The organism is Fictibacillus enclensis (assembly GCF_030123385.1).
GTDB lineage: Bacteria > Bacillota > Bacilli > Bacillales > Fictibacillaceae > Fictibacillus_C > Fictibacillus_C enclensis.
In genome coordinates, this window is record NZ_CP126109.1 from 117693 (window position 1) to 131826 (window position 14134).

Consider the following 14134-nt stretch of genomic DNA (forward strand, 5'->3'; position numbering starts at 1 on the left):
GCCATGCTGTATAATATTGTTATATTTTGCCTTGCATTCAGGCTCTGACCGGGGGGATTGTCGTGAGCATTTACCTCAAAGAAATGACGGTTCTGGATTATGAACAGATCGAAGACGAAAGTCTGGTAGAACATGTCCATGTAGGAGACAGTGCCGCGTTGGAATTTTTGATTAACAAATACAAAAATTTTGTGCGCGCCAAAGCAAGGTCCTATTTTCTAATCGGTGCTGACCGGGAAGATATTATCCAGGAAGGCATGATCGGCCTTTATAAAGCCATCAGAGATTATAAAGAGGACAAGCTTTCATCCTTTAAGGCTTTTGCCGAACTGTGCATCACACGGCAAATGATAACGGCCATCAAAACCGCAACAAGGCAAAAACACATACCGCTGAATTCGTATGTTTCGCTGGACAAGCCGATTTATGATGAAGAATCGGACAGGACATTGATGGATGTGATATGCGGAACAAAGGTAACCGATCCGGAAGAACTCATCATTAACCAGGAAGAGTTCGATGATATCGAGCTGAAAATGGGTGAGATATTAAGCGATCTCGAACGGAAAGTGCTGATGCTCTACCTGGATGGAAGGTCATATCAGGAAATATCCATTGACCTGGACAGGCATGTCAAGTCGATAGACAATGCACTTCAGCGTGTAAAAAGAAAACTTGAACGATATCTTGAATTACGGGAAATAACATTATAAGCAGGGGGACTACCCCTGTTTTTCTTTTTGTATTCATAAGGCCGGTTGCTGTCGCCAGAGCCGTTCCGACCTTTATTGACAAGCCTTTTGCCCTGTGATAATGTGGTAAAAGTAATATAGATATCGTGGATGAGTGGGTCTAAACAGCACGGAAGGTGTTATTATGCGAAAAAAAGTTATTTTAGCCTGCGATCAATGCAGCAGCCGAAATTATACCACCATGAAAAACCAGGCAGCAAACCCTGAACGTATCGAGGTTAAGAAATTTTGCAGTCATTGCAATGCACACACTACCCACAAAGAAACGAAATAAGATGCCGGCTTGCCGGCTGTTTGCACATATATTAACTTTTAGCTAATGGGGGTAACATGATGGCTGACATTGCAGAAAAAACAAGAAAGTCTCCTGCAAAGTTTTTATCCGACGTTAAGAAGGAAATGAAGAAAGTTAGCTGGCCGAAGCGGGATGAATTGATTCGCTATACAACGGTTACGATCGGTACTGTTATAGTGATGGCGCTCTTCTTCTGGGTAGTTGACCTAGGCATTTCAAAACTTGTTGAACTCATTGTTGACTAATTTGTTTATATAGAAAGATAACTGGATACACTGCTTAGAGTATATCCGCTTAGGAGGGAAAGGACACGGGTTGTCCCGATAAATATGGAAAAAAACTGGTATGTCGTTCATACGTATTCAGGGTATGAAAACAAAGTGAAAACGAACCTGGAAAAGCGCGTGGAATCAATGGGGATGTCGGACAAGATCTTCCGTGTGCTCGTTCCTGTCGAAGAAGAAACGGAAGTAAAGAACGGCAAAACAAAAACAGCCATGAAAAAGGTTTTCCCTGGTTATGTTTTGACTGAAATGGTCATGACTGACGATTCATGGTATGTAGTTCGAAATACCCCGGGTGTTACAGGATTCGTAGGATCTGCAGGAGCGGGTTCCAAACCAACTCCGCTTTTGCCTGAAGAGGTTGAACACATCCTTAAAGGCATGGGTATGGAAGAGCCTCGCATCGAAGTGGACTTTGAGCTTAAGGAAGCGGTGAAAGTGAAGGAAGGTCCGTTTGCTGACTTTGTGGGTACGATCGAAGAGATCGATCCGACCAAGCGGAAACTTAAGGTTCATGTCAACATGTTTGGCCGTGAAACGCCGGTTGAATTGGATTTCAACCAGGTCGTAAAGCTCTAGTTTTAAAGTAATTTTAAAAACGCTTGAAATCTAACTTAAAAAGTGATAGAATTTTTTATGTTTGATATTTCTAAACAACTGCTTTCTCCTAAGCACGGGGGAAGCGTATTTTTGAGTGGGAGGGTATTGCACCCATATACCACATCACGGACTTAAGGAGGTGTGTCGCGTGGCTAAAAAGGTTATTAAAATGGTAAAGCTTCAGATCCCTGCTGGTAAAGCAAATCCGGCACCACCGGTTGGACCTGCATTAGGACAAGCTGGTGTTAACATCATGGGATTCTGTAAAGAGTTCAACGCTCGTACTGCTGATCAAGCTGGTTTAATTATCCCGGTTGAAATCACGGTTTTTGAAGACCGTTCATTTACATTCATTACTAAAACCCCTCCAGCTGCTGTACTTCTAAAAGTAGCTGCTGGTATCGAGTCTGGTTCTGGTGAGCCAAACAAGAAAAAGGTTGCAACTGTAAAACGTGATAAAGTTCGCGAAATTGCAGAATCAAAAATGCCTGACCTAAACGCTGCAAACGTTGAGTCTGCAATGCGTATGGTTGAAGGTACAGCACGCAGCATGGGAATTGTTATCGAAGACTAATCCTGATGCGTCAAACGGGTTGCGAGTAAACGGTAAAACGGTTCGCAACCTTTATTAATGAAACAAAGCCTGAAAGCTCCGGCGTTTAATTCCGGTGCCAGAGAGGCGCAGCGGCCCTCAAAATCTCGGGTGGCCGTTTAAGTGGGAGGTATATCCGCTAAACCACATAAGGGAGGAAATTTTTACAATGGCTAAAAAAGGTAAGAAATACCAAGAAGCGGCTAAATTAGTAGACCGCCAAAAAGCTTATGAAGCTGCTGAAGCGATTGAGCTTGTTAAAAAGACTGCAACAGCTAAGTTTGACGAGTCTGTTGAAGTAGCAGTACGTCTTGGGGTAGACCCTAAGAAAGCGGACCAACAAATCCGTGGTGCTGTCGTGCTTCCACACGGTACTGGTAAAACTCAACGTGTATTAGTATTCGCTAAAGGCGAAAAAGCAAAAGAAGCAGAAGCTGCCGGAGCTGACTTCGTAGGCGATACTGACTACATCAACAAAATCCAACAAGGATGGTTCGACTTCGACGTAATCGTGGCAACACCTGACATGATGGCTGAAGTTGGTCGCCTTGGACGTGTATTAGGACCTAAAGGCTTAATGCCAAACCCTAAAACAGGTACTGTAACTTTTGAAGTTGAAAAAGCGGTTAACGATATTAAAGCAGGTAAAGTGGAATACCGTGTTGATAAAGCCGGTAACATTCACGTGCCAATCGGGAAAGTTTCTTTCGAAGACAACAAATTGTCCGAGAACCTTGGAACAATCATCGATACGCTTATTAAAGTTAAGCCAGCTGCTGCAAAGGGTACTTATATCCGCAACGTAGCGATCTCTTCTACAATGGGACCTGGAATTAAAGTTAACCCGTCTAACTTTTCTCTTAAAAAATAGTTGACAAACATTTTTTAAACTGCTATAGTTTGAAATGTTGAAAATAAATATCTATGTCATGCCGTAGACAGCAGGGGCTTTATGCTTAATCATCCTGCCGAGGTGTGTAGCACAGAATACATCAATTTTTAATTGCTTGATTTCTGAAACTACGCCTTCATGTCTAACATGGAGGCTTTTCTTATGGCTACGGTATGAAGATGACTAGACTATTCTACAGGAGGTGTAAGGATGAGCAGCATTATTGAAACTAAGAAGCAGTTGGTTTCTGACATCGCTGGACAATTACGCGAGAGCAAATCAACAATTCTTGTTGACTATCGTGGTTTGACTGTAGCGGCAGTAACTGAGCTTCGTAAACAACTTCGTGAAGCTGGAGTCGAGTTTAAAGTTTACAAAAACTCAATGACTCGACGTGCAGCTGACGAAACCGGCTTATCTGAGCTTAACGAGCATTTGGTTGGACCTACAGCGATTGCATTCAGCAATGACGATGTAGTGGCTCCGGCTAAAATCCTTAACAACTTTGCTAAGGAACACGACGCTCTTGAGATCAAAGCTGGTGTAATTGAAGGCCGTATCGCAACACTTGAGGAAGTTAAAGCTCTTGCGGATCTTCCATCACGCGAAGGACTTCTTTCTATGGTACTCAGCGTGCTTCAAGCGCCAATCCGCAACTTTGCGTTGGTTACTAAAGCCGTTGCTGAACAAAAAGAAGAACAAGGCGCATAAGCCTTTCGTTTTAAATCAAATAAGATTTAACTAACTAAGGAGGAAATTATAATGTCTAAAGAAATCATTGAAAGCCTAAAAAGCATGACAGTTTTAGAACTTAACGACCTAGTTAAGGCAATTGAAGAAGAGTTTGGTGTAACTGCTGCAGCTCCTGTAGCTGTTGCTGGTGGAGCTGCTGGTGCAGACGCTGCTGCTGAGCAAACTGAATTTGATGTAGTTCTTACAAGCGCTGGCGCTTCTAAGATCAAAGTTATCAAAGTAGTTCGTGAGCTTACTGGACTTGGTCTTAAAGAAGCTAAAGAACTAGTTGACGGTGCTCCAAGCAATGTTAAAGAAGGCGTTGCTAAAGAAGAAGCTGAAGAAATCAAAGCTAAACTTGAAGAAGCTGGAGCTTCTGTAGAAGTTAAGTAATTTTAAATCTAAAAAAGGTTCGCCAACAGGCGGGCCTTTTTATTTGAAATCATTTGGGTAATACTGATACCAGGAATTCCTTTGGATGAAAGGGAGAAAAACATGAGTGGCCATTATTATTCAGAAAATCCTGATGCAAAAAGCAACCCAAAAACCTGGACGTTTGTTCTGAGAGACCGCGAATTGAAATTCACATCGGATGCCGGTGTGTTCTCCAAAAAAGAAGTCGATTTTGGGAGCAGGCTGCTGATCGAGGAATTTGTCTTCCCGAAAATCGGTGGAGATTGTTTGGATGTGGGCTGCGGGTATGGTCCGATTGGGCTTGCGCTTGCCAAAGAAGATGAAAGCCGTCAATTATTGATGGTGGATGTGAACGAACGGGCGCTCGAATTGACCCGGGAAAACGCAAGGAAAAACGGAATCTCCAATATTGAGGTGCGAAAGAGTAATCTTTTTGACAATGTGCAGGAGTCGGAATTTGCAGCTATACTCACCAATCCGCCCATCCGCGCAGGAAAAAAGGTTGTTCATCAGCTTTTTGAAGATTCCTACGGGAAATTGCAAAGCAATGGAGAGCTGTGGGTTGTGATTCAAAAGAAGCAGGGAGCTCCTTCTGCCATCGAGAAACTGAAGGGAATTTTTGATGATGTGGAAATTGTTTCCAAAAGCAAAGGATATTATATTATTCGCGCAAAAAAACATTGACTCTGCCTAGGGTCTATGCTATTATTGTAAAATGCCAATGAATTCACATTTTCTGCCTTTGTGCTCAAATGCAGAAAAAACCTCGATATAACAACTATTTCTAGGTATATCAAGAGAAGAAATTGGACAAAATTATATAATCTGTTGCTCGATTGAAATTGTGGTTTTGTAAGAAAACCCTTTTTCTTTTTGTCTTTCTGGCATTCGATAGTAGAATGTTAGAGTATATAGGAACAAGAAAAAACGCTGGATTTGAGGGGTGAATCAGTTGACAGGTCAACTAGTTCAGTTTGGACGCCACCGCCAACGAAGAAGTTACGCAAGAATTAGCGAAGTGCTTGAATTACCGAATCTAATCGAGATTCAAACCGCTTCGTATCAGTGGTTTCTTGATGAGGGACTGCGTGAAATGTTCCAGGACATTTCGCCAATTGAAGATTTTACAGGAAATCTCGTGCTAGAGTTTATCGACTATAGCTTAGGAGAGCCAAAATATCCTGTAGAAGAATCAAAAGAGCGTGATGTAACTTATGCTGCGCCGCTTCGAGTAAAGGTGCGTCTCATTAATAAAGAGACTGGCGAAGTGAAAGAGCAAGAAGTATTTATGGGAGATTTCCCGTTAATGACAGATACAGGCACGTTTGTGATCAACGGTGCTGAACGTGTAATTGTTTCTCAGCTTGTTCGTTCACCAAGTGTCTACTACAGTGAAAAGATTGATAAAAACGGTAAAAAGGGTTTCACTGCCACTGTTATACCAAACCGGGGTGCCTGGCTTGAGTTTGAAACAGACGCCAAGGACATCGTATATGTGCGCATTGACCGCACAAGGAAAATCCCTATTACCGTATTGCTTCGTGCATTAGGGTTTGGTTCTGATCAAGAAATCATAGACCTTCTTGGCGAAGACGAGTATTTAAGAAACACTCTTGATAAAGACAACACAGAGGGTACGGAAAAAGCACTCCTAGAAATCTATGAGCGCCTTCGCCCCGGCGAACCGCCTACTGTCGATAATGCCAAGAGTTTGTTAGACTCACGCTTCTTTGATCCAAAACGTTATGACCTTGCAAGCGTGGGCCGTTATAAAATCAACAAAAAGCTTCATATCAAAAACCGCTTGTTCAACCAAAAGCTGGCTGAAACCCTTGCAGATCCAGAAACAGGCGAAGTTCTTGCGGAAGCAGGCACTCTGCTGGACCGACGTACGCTGGACAAGGTGCTTCCGTACCTTGAAAACGGCATTGGGTTCCGTCATGTGACTCCGGCAGGCGGAGTAGCTGAAGATCAGGATATCCCGCTTCAGTCTATTAACATTTATGCTCCGGACGATCCAGACGGTGAGCGCGTCATTAAAGTAATTGGTAATGCGTACGTTGAAAAGTCTGTAAAAAACATTACAGTCTCTGATATTATCGCTTCTATTAATTACTTCTTCAACTTGCTTCACAGTGTGGGCAACACCGATGATATTGATCACCTTGGAAACCGCCGCTTGCGTTCTGTAGGCGAGCTGCTCCAAAACCAGTTCCGTATTGGTCTATCCCGTATGGAGCGTGTGGTTCGTGAGCGTATGTCCATTCAGGATACAAACGCCATTACACCACAGGCATTGATCAATATCCGTCCGGTAATTGCTGCAATCAAAGAGTTCTTTGGAAGCTCTCAGCTTTCTCAATTCATGGACCAAACCAACCCGCTCGCAGAACTTACGCATAAGCGCCGTCTATCCGCATTGGGACCAGGTGGACTTACGCGTGAGCGCGCAGGATTTGAAGTTCGTGACGTGCACTATTCCCACTATGGGCGTATGTGTCCGATCGAGACGCCAGAGGGACCAAACATTGGTTTGATCAACTCCTTATCCAGCTATGCGAAGGTAAATGAGTATGGTTTCATTGAAACTCCATACCGTCGCGTTGACCCTGAAACTGGTAAAGTAACAGGGCGAATCGACTACCTCACAGCTGATGAGGAAGATAACTATGTAGTAGCACAGGCGAACTCCCTTCTTGGTGATGATGGTTCGTTCCTGAACGAAGACGTTATTGCCCGTTTCCGTGGTGAAAACACGATTGTCCGCCGTGATCGAATTGATTACATGGACGTTTCCCCGAAGCAGGTTGTATCTGCTGCGACAGCTTGTATCCCGTTCCTTGAAAACGATGACTCCAACCGCGCCTTGATGGGTGCGAACATGCAGCGTCAAGCGGTTCCTTTGATGGTTCCGGAAGCGCCGGTTGTCGGAACAGGAATGGAGCACGTGTCTGCAAAAGACTCTGGTGCAGCTGTTATCTGTAAATACGAGGGAATTGTTGAAAAAGTAACTGCGAAACAAGTCCAGGTGCGACGAATTGAAGTCGTGGATGGAAAAGAAGTAGAAGGTCAGCTTGACCGCTACAACTGTCTTAAATTTATCCGTTCCAACCAGGGGACGTGCTATAACCAGCGTCCGATCGTTTCTAAAGGCGACCGCGTAGTAAAAGGAGAAATCCTTGCAGACGGACCATCCATGGAAAAAGGAGAACTTGCGCTTGGCCGTAACGTTCTTGTCGGATTCATGACATGGGAAGGCTATAACTACGAGGATGCCGTTATCATGAGTGAGCGTCTGGTAAAAGACGATGTGTATACATCTATTCACATCGAGGAGTACGAGTCTGAAGCACGTGATACAAAACTCGGGCCTGAAGAGATTACAAGAGACATCCCGAACGTTGGGGAAGAGGCTCTTCGCAATCTGGATGACCGCGGTATTATCCGTGTTGGTGCTGAAGTAAAAGACGGAGATATTCTTGTAGGTAAAGTAACACCTAAAGGGGTTACCGAGCTTACAGCTGAAGAACGTCTTCTACACGCCATCTTTGGTGAAAAGGCACGTGAAGTTCGCGATACATCCCTTCGAGTGCCTCACGGAGGCGACGGGATTATCCTCGACGTAAAAGTATTTAACCGTGAAGACGGCGATGAGCTGCCTCCTGGTGTGAATCAGCTTGTGCGTGCGTATATCGTGCAAAAGCGTAAGATCCACGAAGGAGATAAAATGGCGGGCCGCCACGGTAACAAAGGTGTTATCTCCCGCATTATGCCGGAAGAAGATATGCCGTACCTTCCAGATGGAACACCAATCGATATCATGTTGAACCCGCTGGGCGTACCTTCCCGTATGAACATCGGGCAAGTGCTTGAACTTCACTTAGGAATGGCTGCAAGACAGCTGGGCCTTCATATGGCAACGCCTGTATTTGACGGAGCCCGTGAGGAAGATGTTTGGGAAACCATTGAAGAAGCAGGAATGGCCCGTGACGGTAAAACCGTTCTTTATGACGGAAGAACCGGTGTTCCATTCGACAACCGTGTGTCTGTCGGGGTCATGTACATGATCAAACTGGCTCACATGGTTGATGATAAACTTCATGCCCGTTCAACCGGACCATACTCCCTTGTTACCCAGCAGCCGCTTGGTGGTAAGGCGCAGTTTGGTGGACAGCGTTTCGGTGAGATGGAGGTATGGGCACTCGAAGCATACGGTGCCGCTTATACACTTCAAGAAATTCTTACCGTTAAGTCCGATGACGTGGTCGGCCGTGTGAAAACATACGAAGCGATCGTCAAAGGCGAGAACGTTCCGGAACCAGGAGTTCCTGAATCATTCAAAGTATTGATCAAAGAACTTCAGTCACTCGGAATGGACGTTAAGATCATGTCCGGAGACGACACAGAAATTGAAATGCGCGAGCTTGATGATGAAGAAGATCAGGCAAGCGAAAAGCTTAATCTAAATCTTGAATCTTACACTGTGAGTGAATAAAAACAGGATATCATAAGGGAGGTTTGCTCCTTGATAGACGTAAACAATTTTGAGTATATGAAAATAGGCCTCGCTTCTCCAGACAAGATCCGTTCCTGGTCAAGAGGAGAAGTGAAAAAACCAGAAACGATCAACTATCGTACATTAAAGCCTGAAAAAGACGGTTTGTTCTGTGAACGAATTTTTGGTCCCCAAAAGGACTGGGAATGTCATTGCGGAAAATACAAACGCGTCCGTTATAAAGGCGTTGTATGTGATCGCTGTGGCGTAGAAGTAACTCGTGCTAAAGTTCGACGTGACCGTATGGGTCACATCGAGCTTGCTGCACCTGTTTCGCACATTTGGTATTTCAAAGGAATACCAAGCCGTATGGGTCTTGTACTCGATATGTCTCCAAGAGCACTGGAAGAAGTCATTTACTTTGCATCTTACGTGGTGACAGATACGGGTGAAACGCCGCTGGAGAAAAAACAGCTGCTTTCTGAAAAAGAATACCGGTCATACCGTGAAAAATACGGTCAGGGCTTTACTGCACAAATGGGAGCGGAAGCGATCCGCCGTCTTCTTGAAGATATTGACCTTGTAAAAGAAGTCGACCAGCTGAAAGAAGAATTGAAAACAGCGCAAGGACAGCGCCGTACCCGTGCGATTAAACGCCTTGAAGTACTGGAAGCGTTCCGTCATTCAGGAAACGAGCCACACTGGATGATCTTGGATGTTCTTCCTGTCATTCCGCCTGAGCTTCGCCCGATGGTGCAGCTTGACGGAGGACGTTTTGCCACATCCGATTTGAACGACTTGTACCGCCGTGTGATTAACCGTAACAACCGTTTGAAGCGTCTTTTGGACTTGGGTGCGCCGAACATCATCGTACAAAACGAAAAACGTATGCTTCAGGAAGCGGTTGATGCGCTAATCGACAACGGACGCCGCGGCCGTCCTGTAACAGGGCCGGGTAACCGTCCATTGAAATCACTTTCTCATATGCTTAAAGGGAAACAAGGCCGTTTCCGTCAAAACCTTCTTGGTAAGCGTGTTGACTATTCCGGCCGTTCCGTAATCGTAGTAGGTCCTCACCTTAAGATGTACCAATGTGGTCTTCCTAAGGAAATGGCTCTTGAGCTTTTCAAACCATTTGTAATGAAAGAGCTCGTGGCCAAAGGTCTTGCTCATAATATTAAGAGTGCGAAGCGCAAAGTAGAGCGCGTTCAGCCTGATGTATGGGATGTGCTTGAAGATGTAATCAAAGAGCACCCGGTACTTTTGAACCGTGCCCCTACGCTTCACAGACTGGGTATCCAGGCATTCGAACCAACGCTTGTTGAAGGCCGTGCGATTCGTCTTCACCCGCTCGTATGTACAGCATACAACGCTGACTTTGATGGTGACCAAATGGCGGTTCACGTACCTTTATCCGCTGAAGCACAAGCTGAAGCACGTTTGCTCATGCTGGCTGCACAAAACATTCTAAATCCGAAAGACGGTAAACCGGTTGTTACACCGTCACAGGATATGGTATTGGGTAACTACTACCTTACAATGGAGCGTGCAGGTGCAATTGGTGAAGGATCTGTCTTTAAAGATGCAAATGAAGCAATCGTGGCGTACGAAAATGGTTATGTCCATCTTCATACTCGTATTGCTGTTCCAGTTTCAACTTTAAACAAACCTTCATTTAAAGAACACCAGCAAAACATGATGTTGATGACAACTGTCGGTAAACTTCTCTTCAACGAGATTCTTCCGGAGTCGTTCCCATACATCAATGAGCCGACAACAAACAACCTGCAAATTGAAACACCAGAGAAATACTTCCTTCCTCAAGCTGCGAATATTAAAGAAGAAATCGCTAAACATGATGAAGTAGATCCGTTCAAAAAAGGAATTCTCGGGAAAATCATTGCAGAAGTATTTAAACGATTCAAGATTACTGAAACATCCAAGATGCTTGACCGCATGAAAGAGCTTGGATTTAAATATTCCACACGAGCTGGTATTACCGTTGGTGTTTCCGACATCGTCGTATTGCCGGAGAAACAGGTTATCCTTGAAAAAGCGGAAGAAAAGGTTACTACGGTAACGAAACAATTCCGCCGCGGTCTGATTACAGAAGACGAGCGATATGAGCGCGTCATCAACATCTGGAGCCAGGCGAAGGATGAAATCCAGCAAAAACTGATGCTTACCCTTGATAAGAGAAACCCGATCTTCATGATGAGTGACTCTGGTGCCCGTGGTAACGCATCTAACTTTACACAGCTTGCCGGTATGCGCGGTCTCATGGCCAACCCGGCTGGTAAAATCATTGAGTTGCCGATCAAGTCCAGCTTCCGTGAAGGTCTGACGGTACTCGAATACTTTATCTCTACACACGGTGCACGTAAAGGTCTTGCCGATACTGCACTGAAAACAGCTGACTCCGGTTACTTGACACGCCGCCTTGTAGACGTTGCACAGGACGTTATTGTCCGTGAGGATGACTGCGGAACTGACCGCGGCCTTAAAGTGGCAGCGATCAAAGAAGGCAACGAAGTAATCGAGAACCTATACGAGCGTCTTGTTGGCCGTACAGCCTTCAGAACCGTATACCATCCGGAAACGAATGAAGTTCTTGTCAGCAAAAACGAACAAATTACGGAAGACTCCGCTCAGGCTGTAGTCGATGCCGGAGTGCAAGAAGTAACCCTTCGTTCCGTATTTACATGTGATACCCGTCACGGTGTCTGTAAGAAATGTTACGGCCGCAACCTGGCAACAGGCTCTGATGTCGAAGTTGGGGAAGCGGTTGGTATCATCGCTGCACAATCCATCGGGGAGCCGGGAACACAGCTTACCATGCGTACCTTCCATACAGGTGGTGTAGCAGGAGACGATATCACACAAGGTTTACCGCGTATCCAGGAATTGTTTGAAGCACGTAACCCGAAAGGTCAGGCATTGATTTCTGAACTTGAAGGTACCGTAATTAACATCAACGAGTCCAAAGAGAAGCGTGAGATCCTTGTTCAAGGTGAAATCGAAACCCGTTCTTACACCGTTCCATATGGTGCCCGCATTAAAGTTGCAGAAGGCGATGTAGTAACTGCCGGTCAGGTACTGACTGAAGGTTCCATTGACCCGAAAGAACTGATCAAAGTCCGTGGAGCAGAAGGTGTTCAGGAATACTTGCTGCGTGAAGTTCAAAAAGTATACCGTATGCAAGGGGTAGAAATTGGCGACAAGCACGTGGAAGTAATGGTTCGCCAGATGCTTCGTAAAGTCCGTATCATCGATGCCGGCCATACCGATGTATTGCCTGGTGCGTTGGTTGATATTCATACCTTTACCGATGCAAACAGAAAGATTCTTCTCGAAGGTGGAATTCCGGCAACAGGACGTCCTGTATTGCTTGGTATTACCAAAGCATCTCTTGAAACTGAATCCTTCTTGTCAGCAGCATCCTTCCAGGAAACAACTCGTGTCCTGACTGATGCGGCAATCAAAGGTAAGCGCGATGAATTGCTCGGATTGAAAGAGAACGTAATTATTGGTAAACTGATCCCTGCAGGTACAGGTATGTCCCTATACCGCAACGTTGGAATGGATTCTCCGGTCTCCACTGACGAAGAAACTGTAGGTTCAGAAGCAACAGAGCTAGTCTCTCAAGATTAACAAGAGAAGTGTTGACATTGGGAGCACAAGAGTGATATTATATCTGAGTGCTCCTAAGAAATGTTACTTTGGAGGATATAACGATGTCTTATGAAAAAGTGACACAGGCTTCTGATTTTATCGTAGGAACTAAGCAAACCATTAAGGCTTTGCAAAACGGGGAAGTTAGAGAGCTCGTCGTTGCTGACGATGCCGACCCTCGTGTAACCGGTAAAGTATTGCAGATTGCACAGGAAAGACTTGTCCCGATTACGAGAGTCGATTCCATGAAAAAGCTTGGCAAAGCTTGCGGGATTGATGTTGGAGCCGCAACTGTTGCGATAAAAGGATAAATTAAATGTTTTTGCGACGCCGCCTGCGTGGCCTCTCGCAAAAACTTTCTTTTGTCCAAAGATGAACCACCTGGTTCAGTGGTCTTAGAAAAAGGATAAGAAGGGAGGAAAAACAAATGCCTACAATTAATCAATTGGTTCGTAAAGGCCGTGAGTCAAAAGGTAAAAAATCTGACTCTCCAGCACTTAACAAAGGTTACAACAGCTTCAAGAAAGCTCAAACCAATGTTTCATCTCCGCAAAAACGTGGGGTATGTACTCGTGTTGGTACAATGACACCGAAGAAACCGAACTCGGCTCTTCGTAAATACGCTCGTGTACGTCTAACTAACGGAATTGAAGTGACTGCTTACATCCCTGGGATCGGGCACAACCTTCAAGAGCACAGCGTTGTGTTGATTCGTGGCGGACGTGTAAAAGACTTACCGGGGGTACGTTACCACATCGTTCGTGGTGCGCTTGATACTGCTGGTGTAAACAACCGTATGCAAGGACGTTCCAAATACGGAACTAAGCGTCCTAAAGCTGCTAAAAAGTAAGCTGAAATAAATAAAAAATAAATAGGAGAAAGGAGGGGACACAATGCCTCGTAAAGGACCTGTATCTCGTCGTGATGTGTTACCTGATCCAATTTACAAGTCTAAGCTTGTAACTCGTCTAATCAACAAAATTATGATTGACGGTAAAAGAGGAGTAGCGCAAACCATTCTTTATAATGCATTTGACATTATTAAAGAACGCTCAAACACAGAGCCAATGGAAGTTTTCGAACAAGCTCTTAAAAACATCATGCCTGTACTTGAAGTTCGTGCCCGCCGTGTGGGTGGAGCCAACTATCAAGTTCCGGTTGAAGTTCGTCCCGAGCGCCGTACGACTCTAGGACTTCGTTGGTTGACTAACTACGCTCGTCTTCGTGGTGAAAAGACAATGGAAGAACGTCTTGCCAACGAAATCATGGATGCTGCTAACAATGCTGGAGCTTCCGTGAAGAAGCGTGAAGATATGCACAAAATGGCAGAAGCAAACAAAGCGTTTGCTCACTACCGCTGGTAGAAAACACAAGAGACAGTTTATTGGCTGTCTCTATCCCACTAT

Annotated in this window: 14 protein-coding genes and 1 other annotated feature; all 14 genes read left to right on the forward strand. The window is 44.9% G+C overall.

Features of this window, described 5'->3' with window-relative positions:
- Window positions 1-62 precede the first annotated feature (62 nt).
- Window positions 63-713: an RNA polymerase sporulation sigma factor SigH gene (gene sigH / locus QNH15_RS00620; RefSeq protein ID WP_090239693.1), complete on the forward strand. Its 651-nt coding sequence runs from the start codon at window positions 63-65 to the stop codon at window positions 711-713.
- A gap of 163 nt (window positions 714-876) precedes the next feature.
- Window positions 877-1026, forward strand: a complete 150-nt coding sequence (gene rpmG, locus QNH15_RS00625; RefSeq protein WP_074440646.1) for a 50S ribosomal protein L33 — start codon at window positions 877-879, stop codon at window positions 1024-1026.
- Window positions 1027-1085: 59 nt separating this feature from the next.
- Window positions 1086-1292, forward strand: coding sequence for a preprotein translocase subunit SecE (secE, locus tag QNH15_RS00630; protein WP_061975644.1), 207 nt, complete (start codon window positions 1086-1088; stop codon window positions 1290-1292).
- Between the two features lie 84 nt (window positions 1293-1376).
- Window positions 1377-1910: a transcription termination/antitermination protein NusG gene (gene nusG, locus QNH15_RS00635; protein WP_061975646.1), complete on the forward strand. Its 534-nt coding sequence runs from the start codon at window positions 1377-1379 to the stop codon at window positions 1908-1910.
- A 169-nt stretch (window positions 1911-2079) separates the two neighbouring features.
- Window positions 2080-2505: a 50S ribosomal protein L11 gene (gene rplK, locus QNH15_RS00640; protein WP_053356210.1), complete on the forward strand. Its 426-nt coding sequence runs from the start codon at window positions 2080-2082 to the stop codon at window positions 2503-2505.
- Window positions 2506-2692: 187 nt separating this feature from the next.
- Window positions 2693-3394: a 50S ribosomal protein L1 gene (gene rplA / locus QNH15_RS00645; RefSeq protein WP_283891866.1), complete on the forward strand. Its 702-nt coding sequence runs from the start codon at window positions 2693-2695 to the stop codon at window positions 3392-3394.
- Window positions 3395-3437: 43 nt separating this feature from the next.
- Window positions 3438-3585 (forward strand) — a sequence feature (ribosomal protein L10 leader region).
- A gap of 40 nt (window positions 3586-3625) precedes the next feature.
- Window positions 3626-4126, forward strand: a complete 501-nt coding sequence (gene rplJ, locus QNH15_RS00650) for a 50S ribosomal protein L10 (protein ID WP_283891867.1) — start codon at window positions 3626-3628, stop codon at window positions 4124-4126.
- Window positions 4127-4177: 51 nt separating this feature from the next.
- Window positions 4178-4540, forward strand: a complete 363-nt coding sequence (gene rplL / locus QNH15_RS00655; protein ID WP_283891869.1) for a 50S ribosomal protein L7/L12 — start codon at window positions 4178-4180, stop codon at window positions 4538-4540.
- Window positions 4541-4642: 102 nt separating this feature from the next.
- Window positions 4643-5245 carry a class I SAM-dependent methyltransferase gene (locus QNH15_RS00660; RefSeq protein WP_283891871.1) on the forward strand — a complete coding sequence of 201 codons (603 nt, stop codon included), beginning with the start codon at window positions 4643-4645 and terminating at the stop codon, window positions 5243-5245.
- Window positions 5246-5513: 268 nt separating this feature from the next.
- Window positions 5514-9056: a DNA-directed RNA polymerase subunit beta gene (gene rpoB, locus QNH15_RS00665; RefSeq protein ID WP_283891873.1), complete on the forward strand. Its 3543-nt coding sequence runs from the start codon at window positions 5514-5516 to the stop codon at window positions 9054-9056.
- 30 nt (window positions 9057-9086) lie between these two features.
- A complete protein-coding gene (gene rpoC, locus QNH15_RS00670; RefSeq protein ID WP_283891874.1) occupies window positions 9087-12707 on the forward strand; it encodes a DNA-directed RNA polymerase subunit beta' in 3621 nt (1206 codons plus the stop codon).
- A gap of 83 nt (window positions 12708-12790) precedes the next feature.
- Window positions 12791-13039 carry a 50S ribosomal protein L7ae-like protein gene (locus tag QNH15_RS00675; RefSeq protein ID WP_061975660.1) on the forward strand — a complete coding sequence of 83 codons (249 nt, stop codon included), beginning with the start codon at window positions 12791-12793 and terminating at the stop codon, window positions 13037-13039.
- A 116-nt stretch (window positions 13040-13155) separates the two neighbouring features.
- Window positions 13156-13578, forward strand: a complete 423-nt coding sequence (gene rpsL, locus QNH15_RS00680; RefSeq protein ID WP_053356202.1) for a 30S ribosomal protein S12 — start codon at window positions 13156-13158, stop codon at window positions 13576-13578.
- Between the two features lie 43 nt (window positions 13579-13621).
- Complete coding sequence (gene rpsG, locus QNH15_RS00685) at window positions 13622-14092, forward strand: 30S ribosomal protein S7 (RefSeq protein ID WP_061975664.1); 471 nt, start codon at window positions 13622-13624, stop codon at window positions 14090-14092.
- The last annotated feature ends 42 nt before the right edge of the window (window positions 14093-14134 follow it).

Bases quoted from the DNA above. Each gene is read 5' to 3' on its own strand.
- rpmG (WP_074440646.1), top strand. From the start codon at position 877: ATGCGAAAAAAAGTTATTTTAGCCTGCGATCAATGCAGCAGCCGAAAT.
- secE (WP_061975644.1), top strand. From the start codon at position 1,086: ATGGCTGACATTGCAGAAAAAACAAGAAAGTCTCCTGCAAAGTTTTTA.
- nusG (WP_061975646.1), top strand. From the start codon at position 1,377: ATGGAAAAAAACTGGTATGTCGTTCATACGTATTCAGGGTATGAAAAC.
- rplA (WP_283891866.1), top strand. From the start codon at position 2,693: ATGGCTAAAAAAGGTAAGAAATACCAAGAAGCGGCTAAATTAGTAGAC.
- rplJ (WP_283891867.1), top strand. From the start codon at position 3,626: ATGAGCAGCATTATTGAAACTAAGAAGCAGTTGGTTTCTGACATCGCT.
- rplL (WP_283891869.1), top strand. From the start codon at position 4,178: ATGTCTAAAGAAATCATTGAAAGCCTAAAAAGCATGACAGTTTTAGAA.
- QNH15_RS00660 (WP_283891871.1), top strand. From the start codon at position 4,643: ATGAGTGGCCATTATTATTCAGAAAATCCTGATGCAAAAAGCAACCCA.
- QNH15_RS00675 (WP_061975660.1), top strand. From the start codon at position 12,791: ATGTCTTATGAAAAAGTGACACAGGCTTCTGATTTTATCGTAGGAACT.
- rpsL (WP_053356202.1), top strand. From the start codon at position 13,156: ATGCCTACAATTAATCAATTGGTTCGTAAAGGCCGTGAGTCAAAAGGT.
- rpsG (WP_061975664.1), top strand. From the start codon at position 13,622: ATGCCTCGTAAAGGACCTGTATCTCGTCGTGATGTGTTACCTGATCCA.